20 protein-coding genes and 1 pseudogene are annotated in these 21091 nt (G+C 57.2%); 8 read left to right on the forward strand and 13 right to left on the reverse strand.

Going from position 1 to position 21091, the window contains the following annotated elements:
* Window positions 1-10: 10 nt before the first annotated feature.
* The 3 genes from ABUK73_RS06050 to ABUK73_RS06060 are packed head-to-tail and all read left to right on the forward strand — an operon-like array spanning window position 11 to window position 3636.
* Window positions 11-1996 carry an acetyl/propionyl/methylcrotonyl-CoA carboxylase subunit alpha gene (locus ABUK73_RS06050; RefSeq protein WP_353576484.1) on the forward strand — a complete coding sequence of 662 codons (1986 nt, stop codon included), beginning with the start codon at window positions 11-13 and terminating at the stop codon, window positions 1994-1996.
* Window positions 1989-2855 (forward strand): hydroxymethylglutaryl-CoA lyase, encoded by an 867-nt coding sequence (locus tag ABUK73_RS06055; RefSeq protein WP_353576485.1) that lies wholly within the window; start codon window positions 1989-1991, stop codon window positions 2853-2855. The genes ABUK73_RS06050 and ABUK73_RS06055 overlap by 8 nt, the downstream gene beginning before the upstream one ends.
* A complete protein-coding gene (locus ABUK73_RS06060; RefSeq protein WP_353576486.1) occupies window positions 2845-3636 on the forward strand; it encodes a crotonase/enoyl-CoA hydratase family protein in 792 nt (263 codons plus the stop codon). The genes ABUK73_RS06055 and ABUK73_RS06060 overlap by 11 nt, the downstream gene beginning before the upstream one ends.
* Window positions 3637-3680: 44 nt before the next feature.
* Here ABUK73_RS06060 and ABUK73_RS06065 read toward each other — a convergent pair.
* The 7 genes and pseudogenes from ABUK73_RS06065 to pcaD all read right to left on the reverse strand — a co-directional run bounded on the left by ABUK73_RS06065 (window position 3681) and on the right by pcaD (window position 8366).
* Window positions 3681-4264: pseudogene (locus tag ABUK73_RS06065) on the reverse strand (DJ-1/PfpI/YhbO family deglycase/protease).
* Between the two features lie 33 nt (window positions 4265-4297).
* Window positions 4298-4519 carry a hypothetical protein gene (locus tag ABUK73_RS06070; protein ID WP_113089114.1) on the reverse strand — a complete coding sequence of 74 codons (222 nt, stop codon included), beginning with the start codon at window positions 4517-4519 and terminating at the stop codon, window positions 4298-4300.
* A gap of 211 nt (window positions 4520-4730) precedes the next feature.
* The gene (locus ABUK73_RS06075; RefSeq protein WP_353576487.1) at window positions 4731-5783 is read right to left on the reverse strand and encodes a 3-carboxy-cis,cis-muconate cycloisomerase; all 1053 of its coding nucleotides are present in this window, start codon (window positions 5781-5783) and stop codon (window positions 4731-4733) included.
* A gap of 7 nt (window positions 5784-5790) precedes the next feature.
* Window positions 5791-6411, reverse strand: coding sequence for a protocatechuate 3,4-dioxygenase subunit alpha (gene pcaG, locus ABUK73_RS06080; protein WP_353576488.1), 621 nt, complete (start codon window positions 6409-6411; stop codon window positions 5791-5793).
* A gap of 1 nt (window position 6412) precedes the next feature.
* Window positions 6413-7153 carry a protocatechuate 3,4-dioxygenase subunit beta gene (gene pcaH / locus ABUK73_RS06085; protein ID WP_353576489.1) on the reverse strand — a complete coding sequence of 247 codons (741 nt, stop codon included), beginning with the start codon at window positions 7151-7153 and terminating at the stop codon, window positions 6413-6415.
* Window positions 7150-7566, reverse strand: a complete 417-nt coding sequence (pcaC, locus tag ABUK73_RS06090) for a 4-carboxymuconolactone decarboxylase (protein WP_353576490.1) — start codon at window positions 7564-7566, stop codon at window positions 7150-7152. Before pcaC ends, pcaH begins: the two co-directional genes overlap by 4 nt.
* Before the next feature lie 2 nt (window positions 7567-7568).
* Window positions 7569-8366, reverse strand: a complete 798-nt coding sequence (gene pcaD, locus ABUK73_RS06095) for a 3-oxoadipate enol-lactonase (protein WP_353576491.1) — start codon at window positions 8364-8366, stop codon at window positions 7569-7571.
* 93 nt (window positions 8367-8459) lie between these two features.
* On the opposite strand from pcaD, the gene pcaQ reads away from it, so the two are divergent.
* Window positions 8460-9392, forward strand: a complete 933-nt coding sequence (gene pcaQ / locus ABUK73_RS06100) for a pca operon transcription factor PcaQ (protein WP_353576492.1) — start codon at window positions 8460-8462, stop codon at window positions 9390-9392.
* An 8-nt stretch (window positions 9393-9400) separates the two neighbouring features.
* Here pcaQ and ABUK73_RS06105 read toward each other — a convergent pair whose 3' ends face one another.
* Window positions 9401-10159: an IclR family transcriptional regulator domain-containing protein gene (locus ABUK73_RS06105; RefSeq protein ID WP_353576493.1), complete on the reverse strand. Its 759-nt coding sequence runs from the start codon at window positions 10157-10159 to the stop codon at window positions 9401-9403.
* Window positions 10160-10288: 129 nt separating this feature from the next.
* On the opposite strand from ABUK73_RS06105, the gene ABUK73_RS06110 reads away from it, so the two are divergent.
* Genes ABUK73_RS06110 through pcaF form a run of 3 tightly spaced genes read left to right on the forward strand, consistent with a single transcriptional unit; the run spans window position 10289 to window position 12910 of the window.
* Window positions 10289-10996, forward strand: a complete 708-nt coding sequence (locus ABUK73_RS06110; protein WP_353576494.1) for a 3-oxoacid CoA-transferase subunit A — start codon at window positions 10289-10291, stop codon at window positions 10994-10996.
* Window positions 10993-11694, forward strand: a complete 702-nt coding sequence (locus ABUK73_RS06115; RefSeq protein ID WP_113089105.1) for a CoA transferase subunit B — start codon at window positions 10993-10995, stop codon at window positions 11692-11694. The genes ABUK73_RS06110 and ABUK73_RS06115 overlap by 4 nt, the downstream gene beginning before the upstream one ends.
* A 10-nt stretch (window positions 11695-11704) precedes the next feature.
* The gene (gene pcaF / locus ABUK73_RS06120; protein ID WP_353576495.1) at window positions 11705-12910 is read left to right on the forward strand and encodes a 3-oxoadipyl-CoA thiolase; all 1206 of its coding nucleotides are present in this window, start codon (window positions 11705-11707) and stop codon (window positions 12908-12910) included.
* Between the two features lie 95 nt (window positions 12911-13005).
* On the opposite strand, the gene ABUK73_RS06125 is transcribed toward pcaF, so the two are convergent.
* The 4 genes from ABUK73_RS06125 to ABUK73_RS06140 form a co-directional block, all read right to left on the reverse strand.
* The gene (locus tag ABUK73_RS06125; RefSeq protein WP_353576496.1) at window positions 13006-13905 is read right to left on the reverse strand and encodes an amino acid ABC transporter substrate-binding protein; all 900 of its coding nucleotides are present in this window, start codon (window positions 13903-13905) and stop codon (window positions 13006-13008) included.
* On the reverse strand, window positions 13902-14714 hold the full coding sequence (locus tag ABUK73_RS06130; protein ID WP_353576497.1) for an amino acid ABC transporter substrate-binding protein: 813 nt from the start codon (window positions 14712-14714) through the stop codon (window positions 13902-13904). The genes ABUK73_RS06125 and ABUK73_RS06130 overlap by 4 nt, the downstream gene beginning before the upstream one ends.
* Before the next feature lie 139 nt (window positions 14715-14853).
* On the reverse strand, window positions 14854-17076 hold the full coding sequence (locus tag ABUK73_RS06135) for an EAL domain-containing protein (protein ID WP_353576498.1): 2223 nt from the start codon (window positions 17074-17076) through the stop codon (window positions 14854-14856).
* 233 nt (window positions 17077-17309) lie between these two features.
* Window positions 17310-18659 carry an enoyl ACP reductase FabMG family protein gene (locus ABUK73_RS06140; RefSeq protein ID WP_353576499.1) on the reverse strand — a complete coding sequence of 450 codons (1350 nt, stop codon included), beginning with the start codon at window positions 18657-18659 and terminating at the stop codon, window positions 17310-17312.
* Between the two features lie 343 nt (window positions 18660-19002).
* Between ABUK73_RS06140 and ABUK73_RS06145 the strand changes: the two genes are divergently transcribed.
* The gene (locus ABUK73_RS06145; RefSeq protein ID WP_353576500.1) at window positions 19003-19911 is read left to right on the forward strand and encodes a methylenetetrahydrofolate reductase; all 909 of its coding nucleotides are present in this window, start codon (window positions 19003-19005) and stop codon (window positions 19909-19911) included.
* Between the two features lie 28 nt (window positions 19912-19939).
* Here the strand turns inward: ABUK73_RS06145 and ABUK73_RS06150 are convergent, their stop codons facing one another.
* Window positions 19940-21061, reverse strand: coding sequence for a citrate synthase/methylcitrate synthase (locus ABUK73_RS06150; protein ID WP_353576501.1), 1122 nt, complete (start codon window positions 21059-21061; stop codon window positions 19940-19942).
* Window positions 21062-21091: the final 30 nt, after the last annotated feature.

Consider the following 21091-nt stretch of genomic DNA (forward strand, 5'->3'; position numbering starts at 1 on the left):
GGAGAGCGCGATGTTTCAGAAAATACTCATCGCCAATCGCGGAGAAATCGCCTGCCGGGTCATAACCACGGCGCGGGGCATGGGCATCAGGACAGTCGCGGTCTATTCCGACGCGGATGCGCAGGCCAAACATGTGCAGCTTGCCGATGAAGCCGTGCGGATCGGCCCGCCAGCGGTTTCGGAGAGCTATCTGAACGGAACGGCAATCATCGAGGCCGCATTGAAAATGGGGGCGGAGGCGCTGCATCCCGGCTACGGTTTTCTGTCTGAGAACCCCGATTTCGTAGAGGCTGTCGAAAAGGCGGGGCTTGTGTTCATCGGCCCGCCCTCGACCGCTATCCGCGCCATGGGGCTGAAAGATGCGGCAAAGGCATTGATGGAAAAAGCCGGTGTACCTGTGGTGCCGGGCTATCATGGTGCGGAGCAGGATGCCGCCTTTCTAAAGGACAAGGCTGCGCAAATCGGTTATCCGGTGCTGATCAAGGCGCGCGCCGGCGGCGGCGGCAAGGGCATGCGACTTGTTGAAAGGCCGGAGGATTTTTTCTCGGCGCTGGGGAGCGCGCAGCGTGAAGGCGCGAAAAGTTTTGGCGACGCCGCAGTGCTGGTCGAGAAATACATAACCTCGCCGCGTCACATTGAAATTCAGGTTTTTGCCGATGCCTTCGGCAATGTCGTCCACCTTTTCGAGCGGGATTGCTCACTCCAGCGCCGCCACCAGAAGGTTATCGAAGAAGCACCTGCGCCAGGCATGACAGAAGAGGTGCGCGCCGCCATGGGTGCAGCAGCCGTGGAAGCCGCCCGCACGATTGGCTATCGCGGTGCGGGTACCATCGAGTTCATTGCCGATGGCAGCCAGGGTCTACGCATCGATGGTTTCTGGTTCATGGAGATGAACACGAGGCTTCAGGTGGAGCATCCGGTTTCGGAAGCCATTACCGGGCTGGATTTCGTGGAATTGCAATTGCGCGTGGCGGCGGGGGAACCCCTGCCCTTTTCGCAAGATGACGTAACAATCACCGGCCATGCCTTCGAGGCCCGACTTTATGCGGAAGACGCGGCGCAGGGCTTTTTGCCAGCCACGGGAAAGCTGGACCATCTGCGCTTTCCAAATGGTGCAGAATTCGAGCGGGCGGCCATCCGCATCGATAGCGGCGTGCGCTCCGGCGATACGATCACGCCGTGGTACGACCCGATGATCGCAAAAATCATCGTGCATGGCGAGACGCGTGACGCGGCACTGCGAAAGCTGACGGCCACGCTGAGCGGAACCGAGATCGCTGGGACGGTCACCAATCTGGCGTTCCTGACCGCACTTTCCCGCGACGCCAGTTTCGCCTCCGGCGATGTCGATACCGGGTTGATCGCACGGCATTTGCCAGAGCTGATCATAAGGCCGGAGCCCCCAGCTTATGGATCAGCCGTTGCTGCTCTGCTCATCGCTGGCCTTCTCGATCAACCCACGGGATCAGACCCTTTTGATGTGTTGCGCGGCTTTCGCATTTGGGGCTCATCCAGCTTGCAGCTATCACTCATGCGAGAGGAAAATGTCGAGCATATCGACATGCTGGTGGATGGCGCTGCCGTGAAGAATGCAGCGGGCAATTTTCGTGTAACGCGAAATGGGAACGACGTGACAGTGGAGGACGCTGGTCATCGTCAAACCTTCCGCGTGTTTACCCAGCAGGATAAGGCCCATCTCTTCATCGATGGTCATTGCTTCAGTTGGACGAAGATCGATCCACTGGCGCAAGCGGTAGCGAAAGATGAGGGTGGCAATATGATAGCCGCCCCCATGCCTGGGCTAGTTACGAAGGTGTTTGCCACAGCAGGTCAATCCGTCCAGCAAGGCGAGGCCTTGATGGTGCTGGAGGCCATGAAGATGGAGCATGTGCTGAGCGCACCGCGTGATGGCACCATCGCAGGACTGAACGCGACAGCTGGCCAGCAGGTCAGCCATGGAGACATCCTTATCGTCTTCGAGGCCGAGAATGGCTGATAAAGTCACGATCTTTGAAGTCGGCCCGCGCGATGGGATTCAAAACGAGAAGGCGATGATCAGCACCGCCGACAAGATCGCGCTGATCGATAGGCTCTCTCAGACTGGCCTTCGAAAAATCGAGGTCACCAGCTTCGTCGGCCCCAAATGGGTACCGCAAATGGCCGATGCTGCCGTTGTGTTGGCGGGCATTCGTCGCAAGACCGGCGTGACCTATGCCGCGCTGACCCCCAACCTGAAAGGCCTTGAGGCGGCGGTTAGTGCCGGAGCGGATGAAATCGCGGTCTTCGCCTCGGCATCGGAAGGCTTCAGCCAGAAGAACATCAACTGCTCGATTGCTGACAGCATCGAGCGCTTCGAGCCGGTTCTCCAAGCGGCAAAGGACATCGGCCTCCCCGTGCGCGGCTATGTCTCCTGTATTACGGATTGTCCTTATGACGGTGCTGTTGCTGCCGAAAGTGTCCTTGCTGTGAGTGAGACACTTCTTGCGCTTGGCTGCTACGAAATCAGCCTTGGCGATACGATTGGGGCGGCAACACCGGAAAAGCTTGAGGGTTTGTTGCGTTTGCTGTGCCGTCACATCGATGCAGCAAGACTGGCGGGGCATTTCCACGACACGCACCATCGTGCCCTCGACAATATAGAATATGCGCTGGAGTTCGGCATCCGCACCTTCGACAGTTCAGTCGCGGGCCTTGGCGGCTGCCCCTATGCGCCGGGCGCCAAAGGCAATGTCGCGACGGAAGCCGCCGTGGCCCGGCTTTCTGCGCTGGGCTATGACACGGGCGTCGATATGCAAGCACTGGAAAACGCTGCCGCTTTCGCCCGCCAGATAACAGGAGCCGCGCATGGAATATGAAACATTGCAGGTGTCCAGAGATAAGCGCGGCGTGGTTTCCCTTACGCTGAACCGGCCAGATAAGCGCAACGCCATGACGGCGACGATGATTGCGGAGCTGTCGGATTTTGCGGCTAAGGCCAATGCCGATGATAATATCCGGGCGATCATTCTCGCCGGAAACGGTCAGCTTTTCTGCGCGGGTGGCGATCTCTCATGGATGATGGCGCAGATCGAGGCTGACCGTGAAGCCCGGATGCGCGAGGCGAGAAAACTGGCGGAAATGTTGCGCGCGCTGAACGAACTTCGCGCGCCCCTTATCGGCAAGGTTCACGGCGCAGCCTTTGGCGGCGGCATAGGCCTGGCGTGCATCTGCGATGTCGTGATTGCCGCTGACGAAACAAAGTTCGGCCTGACCGAAACAAAGCTCGGCATCATCCCCGCCACCATCGGCCCTTATGTTCTGGCACGGATCGGTGAAGGCTTCGCGCGCCGCGTCTTTATGTCAGCAAGACTATTCGACGCCGCGGAAGCTGCATATCTCGGACTGATCAAAGCAGCCGTACCGGTGTCCGATCTGGATGAGGCGGTGGAATTCGAAGTTGCCCCGTATCTGAAGGTAGCCCCGCAAGCCGTTGGGCGCGCTAAGGCGTTGGCCCGCAGCCTGTCGATGAAAATCGATGATGCAGTGATCGATGCCAGCGTTCAGGCGCTCGCAGACTCCTGGGAAAGTGATGAGGCCAGAGAAGGTATCTCTGCTTTTCTGGAAAAGCGCCCACCGCGTTGGGCCAAATATCCATAAAAAAGAGCCGCCATTTTCATGGCGGCTCCAAAAATCAAAACCTATCAGGCTGCGCGTCGCTCGTGGCGACCTTCTTCGACCTCTTCGACAATCTTGCCGACAAAGGCTTCAAGGTCATCTGGCGAGCGTGAGGTGATAATGCCCTTATCGGTTACGACCTTCTCGTCCTTCCAGATGCCACCGGCATTCTTGACGTCAGTCTTTATCGAACCGTAGGAGGTAACCTGACGGCCCTTTACGGCATCGGCTTCGATGAGAAGCCATGGTGCGTGGCAGATGGCGGCGACGACCTTGCCGGATTTGACGAATTCTTTGACGACGCGCATGGCATCATCGCTGGCGCGCAAAATGTCAGGGTTGATCTGACCGCCTGGGAGAACCAGTGCGTCGAAATCTTCCACGCGGACATCCTTGGCGAGAATATCGACCTTGATGCTATCGCCCCAGTTCTTCTCATCCCAGCTTTTGATTTCGCCGTTTTCGAGAGATGCGATTTTGACGTCGGCACCCTTCTTTTTCAACTCTTCATAAGGCACCCGTTCAACTCTTCATAAGGCACCCGCAACTCGGAACGTTCATATCCGTCCGTTGCAAGAATCACGATTTTAGCAGCGTTGATAGCTGTCATGGCTTTCTCCTTTGCTAGATTGGTGTGCGAAGCTCAGTTGGCTTCGTCTGAATTGACGGATGGCAAGAAAAACTCGACATCGTCACGTCTTGCCTTTTCCAGTACCGCTATACGGTCCTGCCAGAAGCGTTCTGCTTCTTCCGGCTCTGTGTCGTATTGGCGGACGAAGGTCTTGTTATCGTCTATCATCACCTGACGGGTTCCGCCGAGGAGCATGTATTCTTCCGCAAGCTTTCGCGTTTCGGTCTTTTCCATCGCTTTTCTCCTTGGCGGGAGTGATCATATCGGAGAGCCCCGGATGGGTAAAAAGCTCGGCTGCTGTTTCGTTGGCCTTCAGAACAAAACAAAAAAATCCTGACGTCGTCAGGCATCGTTATGTTCGTGTGACACAGCAGCTCTCCTGCCAAGTGAACGTGCCCCCTGGACAATGGTTCCTAAAAAAGCAGGACGGAATAGAAGAGAACGATCAGTCGCCCAGCGCTTCGATCTGCTGAATCAGGCGCTCGGCTGACAGAAGCGCGGCGCCGGTTGCGGCGACCATTTGCGGCAGGATCAGCCATTCCAGCATCCACGCGGCACCGGATCGTTCCTGCTCATGCACCATTGCCTGATGCAGTGCTGAGACCTGCACCGCATTGAAACGCGCTAACGCCACCAGCGTTTCCGCTACGATAGGATTTTGCTTGTGTGGCATGGCAGACGAACCGCCGCCACCGGAGAGACGAATGCCGTGCCCCAGCTCAGCAAGCAGGGCAACATCCTGCCCAAACTTTCCGAGAGAGCCGGTGATGAGTGACAGGAAATGCCCGAAATCGGCAATGCCATCGCGCTGGCTATGCCACTGCGAGATATCGGCAAGGTCAAGCCTCTTTGCCAGTTCGGTGCGCAGGTCCGATGCCTTGTCTCCGAATTTCTCCAATGTACCCGCAGCGCCACCAAATTGAAGGGAAAAGCCCTTTTCCAGCAGGGTATGGAGGCGTTCTTCATGACGGTAGAGCGGCTTTTGCCAGCTTGCCACCCGGTCTGCGACCGTAATGTGAATGGCGGCCTGCATGCGGGTGTATCCCATGAGGGGTTTTGAACCATCGCGCTTGGTGAGATTTTCCAAACCCGAAATGCAGGAGGACAGCCGCGTGCCGATGATGAAGGCCGCGGACTTCAGGCGCAGCATGAGGCTCGTATCGATCACATCCTGGCTCGTCGCGCCGAGATGTACTTTGGTAGCAGCCTCGCCGCCCACCGCTGCGCGCAACTGGCGCACCAGTTCCGGTATGACGACACCGTCCTTTGCCACGCCATCCCGCAGGGCGGCATAATCGGCCGAGGCCGTTGCGAGACCTTGCGAAATGCTTGTGGCTTCCCCGTCTGAAATAATGCCCGTCGCAGCCTGCGCCGCCGCTAGCGCGGTTTCAAACCGCAGCATAGCGGCGATATCGGTTTCCGCGGAAAATAGCGCTGCTATTTCCGCATCACCGAAAAGACCGCCGAGGACAGGATGTTCAAAAGGGGAAAAGCTCATTTTGATCTCAAATGTCGAAGAAAACCGTTTCGCTGTCACCCTGAAGATGGATGTCGAAACGATAGGTGCTTCCTTCTTCCTTCTTTGCGATCAAGGTTGCAAGGCGTGGCTTGTGTTCAACACGGGCCAGAACCGGGTCGCTCGCATTCGCATCGCCTTCTTCCGGGAAATACATGCGGGTGTGTAGACCGATATTGATGCCGCGCGCGACAATCCAGAACGTGATGTGCGGGGCCATCCAGCGACCGTCCTTGAACGGTACCTTGCCGGGCTTGATGGTCTCGAAAACGAATTCACCCGTATCCATGCTGCCAGGCGAGCGGCCAAAGCCGGAGAAATTTGGATCAGCCGTGCCGCGTGTTTCGCTGGGGCTGTTATAAAGCCCTTCGGCATCCGCCTGCCAGATTTCGATCAGCGCGTCTTTCAGCGCATTGCCGCCGCCATCGTAAACCGTGCCGCGAATGGTGATACGCTCGCCCCTGGCGTTGTCATTATAAAGCGCAGCGGAACCGAGGTCCTCGGCAAAGACGCCTTCAATGCCGACGAAATTGGGCGTGCAGCCAATATGGACATATGGACCTGCTGTCTGGGACGCGCTTTCCTTGAAGTAATAAAGCGGCTGAACCATCTCAATTGCCCTCCATGCGGTTTTCAAACAGGGTGGAGCGGCGTCCGCGCAGCACGATATCAAACTTATAGGCACGCATATCCATCGGGATCGCCGAGGTCATGTCGAGCGCCGCAACCAGCCGCTCGATGGCCGCTTTGTCCGGAATGGTCTTGACGATTGGACATTGCCAGATCATCGGATCGCCTTCGAAATACATCTGGGTAATCAGTCGCTGGGCAAAGCCGTGGCCGAAGACGGAAAAGTGGATATGCGCCGGGCGCCAGTCATTTACGCCATTGGGCCATGGATAGGCACCGGGCTGGATCGTCTTGAACCAGTAATAGCCATCCGCATCGGTAATCGTGCGTCCAACGCCGCCGAAATTCGGATCGACCGGCGCGAGATAGGTTTCCTTCTTGTGCAGGTAACGCCCACCCGCATTGGCCTGCCAGAACTCTACCAGCGCACCATCGACACCCCGGCCACGTTCATCCAGAACGTGACCATGCACCAGAATGCGCGGGCCGATCGGCATTTCACCGGGCTTGGCATAGTTGAGGATCAGGTCGTTATCCAGCGGGTTAAGCATGCTGTGGCCAAAGACCGGACCGGTGATCTCGCTTCTGGTGCCTTCCAGCGAAATCAGCGCGCGCTGCGGCGAACGCAGGACCGAGGTCTTATATCCCGGCGCAAATGCGGGCGGATGAATGCTGAGGTCTCTGGCAAAGAAGGGTCCGGTTTCGGGCGGTGTATTCGTCATTTCTTTTCCTCCTCACGAGAAGACGCAGCCCGCATTTCGGCAAGCGTGGCCTTCGCAATCTTGAAAGCATGGTTGGCGGCTGGAACGCCAGCGTAAATTGCCACATGCATCAGCGCTTCGCGAATGTCTTCCTCCGTCGCGCCTGTATTGGCAGTGGCGCGCACATGCATGGCCACTTCCTCATCCTGACCCAGCGCGGCAAGCAGCGCTATCGTCACCATGGAGCGCTCCCGCTTGGTCCAGTGCGTGCCAGACCACACCGTGCCCCAGGCCGATTCCGTGATCAAGCGCTGAAAGGGCTGGTCGAACGGTGTGGACGCCGCCTGCGCACGATCCACATGGGGGTTTCCAAGCACTTCGCGACGGGTCTTCATCCCGTCTTCGAACCTGTTCGTCTTTTCGTCATCAGCCATGGTCAAAGCTCCGGCAGGGATTTGAGAAAAGTCTCGGCAGCGGCTGCATAGGCTTCTGGCTGCTCAAGGCAGGGTATGTGTCCGCAGTCTTTTATGGTGCTAAGGCGACTGCCGGGAATAAGTGCCGACAGCGCAGCGACCAGATCCGGCGGCGTCGATCCATCGCCATCACCAGCAATGCACAGTGTGGGAACTGTGATTCTGGGGGCAAGCGCGGTGAAATCGGCATCGCGAATGGCGGCGCAGGTTCCGGCATATCCCGCTGCATCCTGACGGGCGAGCATGGTTCGCGCACCGAGATAATCCGCATTGTCCGACTTGCGGAATGCAGCTGTAAACCACCGCTCCATGACGCCATCGACCAGCGGCGCGATACCATCGTGCTCGATCTTGCCGATGCGGTCATTCCACATATCCGCAGAGCCGATCTTGTGAGCCGTATTACTGAGGATCAAGGCCGCGACGAGATCCGGGCGACGGGCGTAAAGGCCCTGCGCAATCAATCCACCGACCGACAGACCCCAGATAACCGCCTTCTTGATGGAGAGGTGATCCAGCAGCGCTTCCAGATCATCGACGTGGTCGTCAATCGTGTACGGCGCATTTCCGGTGTCGGAAAGCCCGTGGCCGCGCTTGTCATGAAGGACATAGGCGTACCCATCACCCAGCGCCGCCATCACCGCGTTCCAGATACGGAAATCCGTGCCCAGCGAGTTGATGAAAACGATAACCGGCTTTGCCTCGTCGAGACCGGCCGCCTGATAGTGAATAGCCCGCGAGCCGGACAGCAAAAATTGCATGGTCACATTCCTCCTGCCAGCGATATTGCAAGATCGAATTGGTTAAGTAAAATAAGTTTATTGAGATTATTCATAACCAATAGATTATGAGAAATGATCGATCCAAGGATCAAATTTCGCCATATCCAGACCTTCGTGGAAATCGCACGCCAGAAAAGCGTCGTGCGAGCAGCCACCATCTTGCGCGTCAGCCAGCCTGCCGTCACCAAAACCGTTCGGGAATTGGAAGAGGTCCTAGGCGTCTCGCTGTTTGAGCGCGATGGGCGCGGCATAAAACTCAGCCGCTACGGCGAGGTGTTTCTCAAGCACGCGGGCGCAACGATGACGGCCTTGCGACAAGCGGTGGATTCGGTATCGCAGGATGCGACGAAAGCCGGGACGCCGGTGAGGATCGGCGCGCTGCCGACCGTCTCCGTCAGCATCATGCCAAAAGCCATGAACAGTTTTCTGAAGGAAGAAACTGGCAGCACGGTCAAGATCGTCACCGGAGACAACGCCGTGTTGCTGGAGCAACTGCGTGTGGGCGATCTCGACCTCGTTGTCGGTCGCCTTGCCACGCCAGAAAAAATGACCGGATTTTCCTTCGAGCATCTCTACTCAGAAAAGGTCCGTTTCGTCGTGCGTGCCAACCACCCTCTGCTGGCGGAAACCAATTCGATCTTCGAGCGACTTCACGCGTTTCCCGTGCTGACACCAACCCGTAATTCCGTCATCGGCCCGGTTGTCGATCAGTTTCTGCTGGCGCATGGGGTCTCGCCCCTGCCGACGCGCATCGAAACAGTCTCCGACGCCTTCGGCAGAGCCTTCTTGCGGACCAGCGATGCGGTTTGGATCATTTCCGAGGGCGTCGTCGCAGCCGATATTGCCGATGGGACGCTTGCCGTGCTGCCGCTGGACACATCAGATACCAGCGGCCCGGTGGGCCTGACCATGCGCGCCGATACACAGCCTTCCCTGCCGCTTTTGCTGCTCATGCAAATCATCCGGGAGACGGCGGCGGCGCTTGGGTCAAGACAACCTCAATAAGCTTTCCTTTAAACCAGCATTCTGCCGAGTTCGGACTGAACACCCAGCAGCGCTGGAAGATAGTTCTCCACCAGCTCCTCCATAGAAGCAGCTGTTGCAGGCACCCCGACATTAAGCGCGGCGACCGTCTGACGGCGAACATTCCTGAGCGGCACGGCAATGGAACGCAAACCCATCTCCACTTCCTGATCGATCAGCGCAAAGCCTCTGATGCTGGTCGCTTCCAGTTCCGCCATCAGCACTTCGATATCCGTGATCGTCCGCGGGGTTCTGGCTTCAAAGTGGGACATCGTGAGAATTCGACGACGCTCCTCAACAACAAGCGCTGCCAGAGCGACGCGCCCCATGGAGGTGCAGTAGGCGGGAAGGCGGGAACCCGGCATGAGGGCGATGGACATGACCCGTCTTTGGGCAGCGCGTGCAACATAGACGATTTCGGTTTCATCCAGAATGGAGACGGATGTGCTTTGCCCGATTCTTTCGGAGAGTTGGTCCAGCAAAGGCTGGACGATGCGCGGCAAGGGCATGGTGGCCAGACAGCCGGTGCCAAGCCGCAAGACCTTTGGAGTTACCGTGAAATATTTCCCGTCATAGGCGGCATAGCCCAGTTCGGAAAGTGTCAGCAGGCATCGACGGGTCGTTGCGCGATCCAGACCGGCAATGTCTGCGGCTTGCGAAATCGACAGCCGGGGATGGTCTGCGCTGAATGCCTCGATGACCTTCAAGCCCTTTGCGAGCCCGCCCATCAAATCTCTCTCGCTCGCCATGTCATCATCCATTTGTGCGATATACGAACAAAAATCATATAACGCACAAAATGATTGCAGTCGAGATGGTTTCGGCTTTACCTCTTGGCCAACGTAACGGCACAGCTACGACCGTCGAGGAGGCATTGCATGGACAAAACAATCAACAGCGCGGCTGAGGCGGTCTCCGCCATCGGTGACGGCGCGACGATCATGATAGGCGGCTTCGGCGGTTCCGGCGCGCCGATTGAACTGATCCACGCGCTGATCGACAAAGGCTCGAAAAACCTCACCGTCATCAACAACAATGCCGGCAACGGACGTATCGGGATTGCGGCCATGATCGATGCGGGCATGGTGCGAAAGATGATCTGCTCTTTCCCACGCTCCTCCGATCCTCGCGCCTTCACGGATCGTTATCTGGCAGGTGAAATCGAACTGGAACTGGTACCGCAGGGCACGCTGGCGGAACGTATACGCGCGGGTGGCGCGGGCATTCCAGCCTTTTACACACCAACGGCCTACGGAACCGAGCTCGCCAATGGCAAGCCGACTGCGGAGTTCGATGGACGTCATTACGTGCAGGAACGTTGGCTAAAAGCGGATTTCGCTATCGTCAAGGCGCATCTGGGCGACACCCATGGAAACCTGACCTACAGCAAAGCTGGCCGCAACTTCAATCCGCTGATGTGCATGGCGGCAGCGACCACCATCGCCCAGGTCTCAAAGCTCGTTCCCGCCGGCGAGATCGACCCGGAACAAGTCGTAACGCCTGGAATATTCGTCAATGGCGTTGTCGAAATCGATAATCCGCAACAGGAAGAAGCCCTGATCCGTGCAGGAGTGGCCTACGTATGACCGATACTCAAGCTCTCAACACATTCGAAGACATCAAGCTCTCCAACGCCCAGATTGCTTGGCGCGCAGCGCAGGACATAGCCGATGGTGCCTATGTGAATCTGGGCATCGGTTTTCCGGAAATGGTCGCGCGTTACCAGCCGCCCGGTCGCGAAGCGATCTTTCATACTGAAAACGGCATTCTCAACTTCGGTGAGGCTCCGCCGGAAGGCGAAGAGGATTGGGATCTGATCAATGCGGGCAAGAAGGCTGTCACGCTAAAGCCGGGTGCCGCGTTTTTCCATCACGCGGATAGTTTCGCAATGGTGCGTGGCGGTCATCTGGATGTCGCCATTCTCGGTGCCTATCAGGTCGCGCAGAATGGCGATCTCGCCAACTGGCGTGTCGGCTCCAAGGGTGTACCTGCCGTAGGTGGCGCCATGGACCTCGTGCATGGTGCAAAACAGGTCTTCGTCATCACCGAACATGTGACGAAGAAGGGTGAACCAAAACTCGTCGATACATGCGCATTTCCGCTGACCGGAGTCGGCTGCATTACCCGCATCTACACCAGCCACGCCGTAGTGGACGTGGTGGATGGTCACTTCGTGCTGCGGGAAAAGCTACCAGCCATGAGCATCGAAGACCTGCAAGCCATGACCGGTGCCAAGCTACACATCGATGGCCCCGTGGCCGATCTCGTTGCTCCAGAACTGTGAGGCACCTGACATGACTGACGTTTTTATCTGCGATTATATTCGCACTCCCATTGCTCGCTTCGGCGGTGCACTATCTTCCGTGCGTGCGGATGATCTCGGCGCGGTTCCTTTGAAAACGCTGATGGAGCGTAACGCATCCGTCGATTGGGAAGCTGTGGACGACGTGATTTTCGGCTGCGCCAACCAAGCTGGTGAAGACAACCGCAATGTCGCGCGAATGTCTCTGCTGCTCGCCGGACTGCCGGTTTCTGTTACGGGAACGACCATCAACCGCCTTTGCGGTTCCGGCATGGATGCCGTCATCACCGCCGCCCGCGCCATCAAATCCGGCGAAGCGGAACTGATGATCGCCGGTGGCGTGGAAAGCATGAGCCGCGCGCCCTTCGTGATGCCCAAGGCGGATTCTGCGTTCTCACGCAACGCCGAAATTTACGACACCACCATCGGCTGGCGCTTCGTCAACCCGGCAATGAAAGCATTTTACGGCGTCCATTCCATGCCGGAAACCGGCGACAATGTCGCCATCGACTATGAAGTGTCCCGCGAAGATCAGGACGCTTTTGCAGTGCGCAGCCAGCAGAAGGCGGCGCAGGCGCAGGCCAGTGGCAGGCTCGCAAAGGAAATCGTGCCGGTCAGCATCCCCCAGCGCAAGGGCGATCCCGTCCTCGTTTCCAAGGATGAGCATCCGCGTGAAACCAGCCTGGAAGCACTGGCGAAGCTAAAGCCAGTCAACCGTATGGATGGCGCAACCGTCACGGCAGGCAACGCCTCCGGCGTCAATGACGGTGCGGCAGCGCTCATCATCGCCTCTGCGGCAGCGGCAAAGAAATACGGCCTGACACCAATCGCCCGCATTCTGGGCGGCGCGACGGCTGGCGTTCCGCCCCGTGTCATGGGTATCGGCCCCGCACCTGCCTCCAAGAAGCTTCTTGCCCGTCTTGGCATCAAGGCGGACGCCCTCGATGTGATCGAACTGAACGAGGCCTTTGCCTCGCAGGGTCTGGCAACGCTGCGACAGCTCGGCATAGCGGACGACGATCCACGCGCTAACATCAATGGCGGCGCGATTGCGCTCGGCCATCCGCTCGGCATGAGCGGGGCGCGCATAGCTGGCACGGCAGCGCTGGAGCTTTCGCTGACCGGCAAGAGCAAGGCGCTGGCCACCATGTGCATCGGTGTGGGCCAGGGTATCGCCATCGCTCTGGAACGCGTTTGATCGTCAACGAGGCTCATTACCACAAAAATAGCGCCAGACGATCAAGCGATTGTCTGGCGCTTTTGCATTATAACGAGTGACCTATTGCTGTCAGCTCATTGTATCGGGGTGGGATTTGCCAAAGCTTTCTTCAAGTCATCGCTCATCGGCAGATTAAGGCTCATACCTATTCCGGGGATGGGGCTTTCGAACCAGCGTTTGTAGATCTCGGCCATCTCCGGGCTGGTGTAAATCTCCTTCAAAGCCTCGTTTACAGCTGCCGCAAATTCGGTGTCGTTCAGCCGCATCATGAAACCATAGGGCTGGGAATCCGTCACTTTCTCGTTCGAGATATGGTATTCGGCGGGATTTTTGGACTGGCCAATCATCGCGCTCAAAAGGACTTCGTCCATGGCGAAGGCGGAGACTCGGCCCTCGGTGACCATATCGAAAGCGGCCTGCAACGAATCTACGGGCACCACGGAGACATTGAGCTTTTTCGCGCGGTTGGCCTCGTTTATGTCACTCACATTGACGGTGCCGAGTGCCACGCTGACAGAGCGACCTTTCAGATCGCCCAAAGTATTCAGCTTGTTTTTCGCCAGAGAAACGTAACGCGTTGCGCCAAAAAAATGGCTGAGGGAGAAAATCGCGCTTTTTCGTCTCTCCACCGTATTGGTGCTGCCGTTGCATTCGATGTCCATATTCCCTTCATTGAGCAACTGAACGCGATTGCTGGGCGTGCGTGAAACGAACTCGATCTCGATCTTGTCCATTTTCAGCCGCTCTCTCAGCTTTTCCGTCACTTTGCTGCAGAGATCGATGGAATAGCCCATGATCTGACCATCGGGAGCAGTGAAGGAAAATGGCGGCGTGACGCCGTAGCCGATCCGGATTTTACCCGTTTCCTTAATGCGCTCTAACGTCGGTGTGGTGAACTGGGCCGAGGCAATACCGGCAGATAGCAACACCAGCGCCATTGGAAGCACGAGACGTTTTGAAAGACGGTGCTTCATTGCAGATATTCCTTCGGATCACGAAACGCAGCCTGAAGCTCTGCGGACATGGGAAGATTGAAATTGCGCCCGTCCGGCGGTAGCGGCGTCATGAACCATTTGTCATAGATGCGGTTGATGTCACCGCTGACGAATATATTGCGGAGCGCGTCATTCACGACCTTGTGGAAGTCCGCATCGTTCTTCGGCATCATGATGCCGTAAGGCTCCGGCGGGCCAAATGTTTCAGACGAAATCATGTAATCATTGGGCGACTTGGAAAAGGCGACCTGCGCCGCAAGCAACACGCCATCCATGACGAAGGCAGATGCCTTATCGTTTTCCACGAAGGAAAAACCATCAGAATTCAGCTTCGCCAGAAGCACGGAAATGTTGAGCTTGTTGGCACGGTTGAGGTTCTGCAACTGCTCGATATTGACCGTGCCGGTGGTGGACGCCACGGTCCGACCTGCGAGATCTTTGATGCTCGTCAGCGCGCTTGATTTTTTCGCTACAAACCGCGTGGCCGTGATGAAATGCGGATAGGAAAATGCCACCTGCTCGCGGCGCTCGGCATTGTTGGTCGTGGCGCTACATTCGAGGTCGATTTTTCTGGTTTTGACCAGCAAAAACCGCGTAGCGGGCGTGGCAACGACATAGTTGATGTCGATCTTGTCCAGTTTCAGCTCGGTTCGCACATGTTCTGCAATGAGATTGCAAAGCTCGACCGAATAGCCGATTGCGCCGCTATTGCCCGTTACAAAGGCAAACGGCACCTCATCCTCGCGGTAGCCGATGGAGATGGTTTTCGTCCGGGCAATTTTAGCCAACGTGCCCTCGTCCTCGGCATGGGCGACCGATGAAGACACGGACAGAATTTGAAGACCGAGGGCGACGGATAAAATGCCGCCGGCAAAAGCTTTTAGAAACCTGTTATTCACGCACCAAAACTGAGGATATCGCATGTCTTCACGCTCCTAGCGATGAAACCTTCCGGGGGTAGAAATCCTGATAAATATGCTGGATGTCTTCGATCTTTGCGGGACGTCCGAGATGATATCCCTGCCCCAGCCCACAGCTGGATGACCGCAGGAACTGGAGTTGGTTTTCGGTCTCGATTCCCTCGGCGGTCGTCTCAAGCCCGAGGCTTTTGGCCAGCTGAAGCAGGTTTGTGACAACCGCCCGGCTATCGGCTCGCTCTTCGATATTCATGACAAAACTGCGGTCGATTTTAATCTTGGTCACCGGTAGCGTCATCAGATAGCTGATGCCGGAATAGCCCGTGCCAAAATCATCCAGCGCTATGCCGACGCCAAGAGCGCGGAGGCTTTCGAGCGTTTCCTGACATTCCAGCGCGCAAATCTGGACGCTTTCGGTCAATTCCAGTTCGAGACGTCTGGCTGGTACACCATGGATCGCCAAGGCTGATTTGACGTTTTTGAGAAAACTGCCCTGCTGAAGCTGGACGGGAGAGACGTTGACGGCAACGAAAGTCTCCGGCGGCAGCAACTTGGCGTCCGCGCAGGCCCTGTTCAAAACCCATTCGCCAATCGCCACGATCTGTCCGGTCTTTTCGGCAACGGGAATAAAGTCGGCGGGAGACACCCAGCCGAGTTTTGGATGGCGCCATCTCAGCAGTGCTTCGAAACCCACCGGTTCAGATGTCAGCACGGAAAAGATCGGCTGGTAATGCAGTTCGAATTCGCCATCACGCAGCGCGGCATCCAGATCATGCTGCAAGACGTGGCCGCGTTCGCCGGACATTTCCATGCCCTGTTTGAAGAACCGGAAGGTTCCCCGCCCCTCGGATTTCGCCGCATAGAGCGCGATATCCGCTTTCTTGAGAAGCTCCGAGCTTTCGACCTCAAGACAGGTTTCGGTGCAAATACCGATGCTGGTGCCGACGGACACTTCGCGTCCCAGCAAGATGAAGGGCCGCGCAACGGAGCGGATGATACTGGCGGCGAGTTTGCTGGCTTCGACCAGCGAATCCTTGCGTACGACCTGAAGAATGGCGAATTCGTCGCCGCCCAGACGCGCGGCAATATCGCCTGGCTTCATCAGCAGCAGCAGGCGTTCCGCGAAAGAGACCAGCAGCGCATCGCCACTGGCGTGCCCCAACCCGTCATTGATCGACTTGAACCGGTCAAGGTCCAGCAGCATGATGTTGAAACGGTGCCCCCCCTCGCCCATCTGGGCAATCATGTCCTCGAGCTTCTTGCCGAAGAATGTGCGGTTCGGAAGACCGGTCAGAGCATCGTGATGGGCAAGATGCTCCATGTGTTTCGCCACATCCCGCACCTGCCGCAAATGCTCGCGCTCGACAACCGCCTCGCGAAGCGTTTCGATTGCCACGGCAAAATGGCCGATCTCGTCGTTGCGGTTCTGGAAGGGCGTGACCGAGCGCGTGTCATCGCGGGCAATGCGGCTGAGTGCGCTGACAAGGGCCGGAACCGGCTTGAAAACCTTGCGCATGATGAGGGTAACGGCTGCGCCCGTCAAAATCAGAATGGTCAACAGCAGGACAAAGGAATTGCGCAGAAGCTTGCTCTGGCTTTCTTGAAGGGCCTCTGCCTCGCCGATTGTCGTCACCAGCGCGCCTTGCAACTCGCCCTTCAAATTGACGACTGGGACATAGGCAATGAAGTGACGAATACTTCCGACCTCAGCAAACCCGGTGAAGAACTGAAGAGGTTCGGCATATTCGGGAAGCGAAAGACCTGTGCCGTCATTCGATCCGAGCGCTTCAGCGGAACTGATGAAGTGCCTGTCATCACTGGCCTTCTGAAACAGCCAGATATTGTTCTTGGTCTGCGCGGCGGCCAGCCCCAAAACATCGGAGGGGTTGAAGCCGGTGTCCAATATCGACGCATCGTCGCCCAAGGGGCGCTCGCTGATGATCTTGGTGATCTGCCCGTCATCGGCGCTATCGATGGCGATGAAGGTATAGATGGTGCGGATGGTAGAGCTGGTCACCTGGGCATTCAGCTCTGCCTGCCGACGCCATTGCTCAAGCGAATCCCGCTCCACCATGACCCAGCCGATTGTCGCGCCCATGACATAGGCGAGAACCACGCTACAGACGAGAAAGACGTTGATTTTCCAGAAAAGCGAATGGTACCACACAAGCCGCGTCTGGCCTGCGAGCAGATCGCCGGCCTCCCGTTCAGACTTGTTTGCGTGATCGACCATTTTGGCCTGATACCTTTTCCCCGAAGTTGCCAAACTCTACGGGCGCATGCCTTAACTCATGCTTTAAAAGGACTCAGCAAATCGCTATTCCCCACAACCATTCCGAGACATGGAAAACAAACTCTAAAAGAGTCTGCTAATTTTGATGCCCATGGTTGGAAACGGGTTGAAAGGCGCGACGACCTTTTCAGTCATCCGCCTCTCGAACACGCAAAAATCAGGTGCCGTAGGACTTAAGCGACCTGCAGACGCTGTGTGCTCTCTGCACCTTCACGCGACGCATTCAGGCAACGGGCAACGACATCGTGGTTGAGCCACTGTACCGGGCCGCGCGGCTCGGAAGACGCGCCGAAAATCAAACGTCCTGTGGCTTCGACCACCAGCGCGCTCAGCATATCGCTGATCATGACCTTGCTGTCACGATGCATGGCGGTGATTTCGTTGGACGTACCGATTGTCAGATCGGCCTGCGATTGGCTGTTGGGCATCGGCCAGGCAGAGAAGTCATAGAAGGGAACCATGACATCGCTGGCCTGCAGGCTGCTGATCTTGCTCATGACATCATCAAGCGTGTGACCATCTGCCAGAAGCGCTTCGCAAGCCTGCCACTGTTCATCCGCCCACTTGCCGCCGTTTTCCTTTTTCAGCGCCAGCAGAAGCGGGATAAGCGGCAGTTCGATGCCGGTGAACACATCCGAAGAATTGGTGCGGATCTCCGGGCAGTTGTAAACGCTTGCCTTGATGCCCTTGGCCCATGCGTCCTCGGCAATGCCTTCAAGACGCATCTTGGCATAACCCTGCGTGTAATTCGTATAGGTCTGCCAGCGGTATTCGCCGCCAATCAGAATGCCCGTGCCGTGATAACCATAGGCCGTATAACGGACCTGACCGCCTTCTGCTTCGACGCGTTCGCGAATAGCCGCGCTGGCATCGATGAGATGACGGAAGGTGTTTGCGGAGACTTCATCGAAATTGCGAAGAATGAGCTTGCCCATATCGCTATCGATCAGAGCCTGCGACGACATATGGCGCGCGCCAGTGCCCTTGTAGATTCGGTTCGCAACGACGAGGAAAACCTTCGCCTTGGGAATGCCGCCAGCCATGGTGTGTGCGAAGAAGACGTTACGACCTGCGGGAATCATGCCATCGAGAATGCTCATGACCTTTGCCAGCGCGGTCGTGAAGCGCTCCGTGGCCACGGCCTGGCACTTTTCGATATAATCCCAATCGAGCTTTTCGCGTTCCCAGCTTTCCAGCGTCAGTCCGGCCAGCATATCCGTCGCCGTCGGGCCGCCTTCCGGCGCATCGAGATCGAAACCGGCCATCAGGGGAACATTGATGATGGTTCCACCCAGTCTTGCTTCCGCTTCAGCCAGTTCTTCATCGGTCAAAGGCCGCAGGGAATTGTTTTCGTCTCGCCGTCCAACGGTGATTCCAACGATCTGCATGCCGGCTTTCCGGGCTTGGTCGAGAAGGCCGGTCGCGTAACCGCGCCCGAACAATTCGCCAAACAGAACAAAGACATCGCCTTTTCGAAACACTGTGTTGTCGGAGATAGTCTCCAGCGCGATCGGTTTTTTCATGTGCTCAGTTCTTCGAATAAGTGGGCATCAGGCAGTACGCCCGACATTTGCTGGATACTTCTTGAACGCAGTCGCTGCGAATGGAAAGTCATTTAAAATGACGGAATATTTCGAAACGTGAAGATGGACACGTTTTTCTGGCGGGACAGACCCCCATAACGAGATGAAACGCATGCGAACCCCTCCTCCAACGCCTGAAACGCATAGCATTTTTCTCTACAGCGATTCTGCATCTGGATAATGACAGCCGATCTTGCTCTTTCCGAACACCGCCTGTTAAAACAGATAATCTCTTACAAATAACGAGCGATCGACAGGAGCTGCGACAGCCTTGCTGAATTTCATGAATCGGTGGAAGCAACAGCCGGGTCGAAACACGACGCAATCCAGCGAATCGTTCCAGACATGGTCCATCGAGGTCATGCCGCGCACGGTTGCCAAGATAGATGACTTCAAGGAGATTTTGCCCGAGGGCACCCGCGTCTACATCGCGCATATTGCAGGCACGTCCATAGAAGACATGGTGGCGACGGCAAAGCGCCTTGGTGATGATGGCTTTACCGTCATGCCGCATTTTCCGGCCCGCGGCATTCCCGATGTCGCAACACTCGAAAACTGGATCAGCCGGTACCACAACGAAGCAGGTGTGACAGAAGCGCTCTTGCTCGGCGGCGGCGAGGCTCGACCTGCCGGAAACCTGACCAGTTCAATCGACCTTATCAAAACGGGCCTTTTCGACCGCTACGGTTTCAAGCGCCTGCATGTCGCAGGTCACCCCGAAGGCAGCAAGGATATCGACAGGGACGGCACCACCGCGCAAGTGGATGCCGCGCTGAAATGGAAAAACGACTTCTCCACCAAAACCGATGCGGACATGGCCATCGTTACCCAGTTCGGTTTCGATGCCAAAGTGGTCACGGACTGGGCGGAGCGGATGCAAAATGCCGGCATCACGCTCCCTATCCATGTCGGCATTGCAGGCCCAGCAAAACTCCAGACCCTGATCAAATTCGCCATTTCCTGCGGCGTCGGTCCATCGCTCAAGATTCTGCAAAAGCGCGCAATGGATATCAGCCGTCTGCTCACGCCGTATGAGCCAACCGAATTCGTCTCAGCGCTTTCACACTATAAGGCGCAAAATCCACACAGCCTGATTGAGCATCTGCACGTCTTTCCGCTGGGCGGGATACGCACGGGAGCCGACTGGATGAACCGCAATATGACGCCCGAAGCGCATAAGCGGAGCGCCTGATCGGCATCCCGCACATCATCAGTTACGCTTACGCATCCGGCATCGGCCCGACATAACGCGATTGCGGACGGATGAGCTTGCCGAGATGTTCTTGCTCCAACACATGCGCCGTCCACCCGGCCATGCGACCGGCGGCAAAAACGTTGGTGAAGCTTTCGCGCGGGAAACCAACGCCTTCCAGAACCAGCGCCGTGTAGAATTCGACATTGGTCTGCAAGGGGCGCAGCGGTTTCTTTTCAGCCAGCAGAGCCAGAGCCTCTTTCTCGACCGCTTCGGCGAAACCGATGCGTCCGCCACCATCCCGCAATGCGCCGACCGCCTGTTTCAGCACGTCGGCACGCGGGTCGCGCACGCGATAAATGCGGTGGCCGAAGCCCATCAGCCGTTCGCCGCGTGCCAGCGCATCGGTCAGCCATGGGTGAATGTGGCTCTCGTCGCCAATCGCATCCAGCATATCCAACACAGGTCCGGGCGCGCCGCCATGCAGCGGACCTTTTAGTGCGCAAAGTGCGCCGATGACGGAGGAGAACATGCCAGCTTTGGTGGAGGCGATGACGCGAGCGGTGAAGGTGGATGCGTTGAGGCCATGGTCAGCCACCGTCACCAGATAGGTATCCAGCGCCTTGACCTTCTCGGGAGAAGCGAGAGCGCCGTGCAGCATGTGCAGGAAATCTGCGGCCTGGCTGAGTGTCGCATCTGGAGCGACAGGGGCCAAACCGGTTTTCTTTCGGGCGATTGCGGCAGCAAATACCGGAACGGCAGCAACGGCCATGATGTGGTGGGCTTCCGGCTCTGCATCTGCCAGAGACGACAGCAAAAGCCGTAGCGCCTCGACCTGAGACAGGTTTTCCGTTGCCGGGAGAAGCGCTTCGACCAGACGGAAGGCGCGCAGCCGCGCCTTTCCGAGTGCGGTTTGAATGGCGGCTTCATCGCCGGGGCCGGAAGCAAGGCCTTGCCACAGCAGGGCAAGAACGGCCTCGAAGCTCCAGTCCGAAAGGCGATCCAGATCATATCCGCGCACAATCAATCGGCCCGCCGCACCATCGACATGACTGAGAACGGTCTCGGCGGCAACGACATTTTCCAGACCGGGGCTGGCGGCTTCCGAAACCAATGTGAGGGGTGACGCGATGTTTGCTGAAGTGGTCATGATAATCCTCATGGGTTGACTTCCATAAGA

The organism is Agrobacterium vacciniicorymbosi (assembly GCF_040427045.1).
Lineage (GTDB): Bacteria > Pseudomonadota > Alphaproteobacteria > Rhizobiales > Rhizobiaceae > Agrobacterium.

Excerpts from the sequence above, each read along its gene's own strand:
- ABUK73_RS06050 (WP_353576484.1), top strand. The coding sequence starts at position 11 with ATGTTTCAGAAAATACTCATCGCCAATCGCGGAGAAATCGCCTGCCGG.
- ABUK73_RS06055 (WP_353576485.1), top strand. The coding sequence starts at position 1,989 with ATGGCTGATAAAGTCACGATCTTTGAAGTCGGCCCGCGCGATGGGATT.
- ABUK73_RS06060 (WP_353576486.1), top strand. The coding sequence starts at position 2,845 with ATGGAATATGAAACATTGCAGGTGTCCAGAGATAAGCGCGGCGTGGTT.
- ABUK73_RS06070 (WP_113089114.1), bottom strand. The coding sequence starts at position 4,519 with ATGGAAAAGACCGAAACGCGAAAGCTTGCGGAAGAATACATGCTCCTC.
- ABUK73_RS06075 (WP_353576487.1), bottom strand. The coding sequence starts at position 5,783 with ATGAGCTTTTCCCCTTTTGAACATCCTGTCCTCGGCGGTCTTTTCGGT.
- pcaG (WP_353576488.1), bottom strand. The coding sequence starts at position 6,411 with ATGGTTCAGCCGCTTTATTACTTCAAGGAAAGCGCGTCCCAGACAGCA.
- pcaH (WP_353576489.1), bottom strand. The coding sequence starts at position 7,153 with ATGACGAATACACCGCCCGAAACCGGACCCTTCTTTGCCAGAGACCTC.
- pcaC (WP_353576490.1), bottom strand. The coding sequence starts at position 7,566 with ATGGCTGATGACGAAAAGACGAACAGGTTCGAAGACGGGATGAAGACC.
- pcaD (WP_353576491.1), bottom strand. The coding sequence starts at position 8,366 with ATGCAATTTTTGCTGTCCGGCTCGCGGGCTATTCACTATCAGGCGGCC.
- pcaQ (WP_353576492.1), top strand. The coding sequence starts at position 8,460 with ATGATCGATCCAAGGATCAAATTTCGCCATATCCAGACCTTCGTGGAA.
- ABUK73_RS06105 (WP_353576493.1), bottom strand. The coding sequence starts at position 10,159 with ATGGCGAGCGAGAGAGATTTGATGGGCGGGCTCGCAAAGGGCTTGAAG.
- ABUK73_RS06110 (WP_353576494.1), top strand. The coding sequence starts at position 10,289 with ATGGACAAAACAATCAACAGCGCGGCTGAGGCGGTCTCCGCCATCGGT.
- ABUK73_RS06115 (WP_113089105.1), top strand. The coding sequence starts at position 10,993 with ATGACCGATACTCAAGCTCTCAACACATTCGAAGACATCAAGCTCTCC.
- pcaF (WP_353576495.1), top strand. The coding sequence starts at position 11,705 with ATGACTGACGTTTTTATCTGCGATTATATTCGCACTCCCATTGCTCGC.
- ABUK73_RS06125 (WP_353576496.1), bottom strand. The coding sequence starts at position 13,905 with ATGAAGCACCGTCTTTCAAAACGTCTCGTGCTTCCAATGGCGCTGGTG.
- ABUK73_RS06135 (WP_353576498.1), bottom strand. The coding sequence starts at position 17,076 with ATGGTCGATCACGCAAACAAGTCTGAACGGGAGGCCGGCGATCTGCTC.
- ABUK73_RS06140 (WP_353576499.1), bottom strand. The coding sequence starts at position 18,659 with ATGAAAAAACCGATCGCGCTGGAGACTATCTCCGACAACACAGTGTTT.
- ABUK73_RS06145 (WP_353576500.1), top strand. The coding sequence starts at position 19,003 with ATGAATCGGTGGAAGCAACAGCCGGGTCGAAACACGACGCAATCCAGC.
- ABUK73_RS06150 (WP_353576501.1), bottom strand. The coding sequence starts at position 21,061 with ATGACCACTTCAGCAAACATCGCGTCACCCCTCACATTGGTTTCGGAA.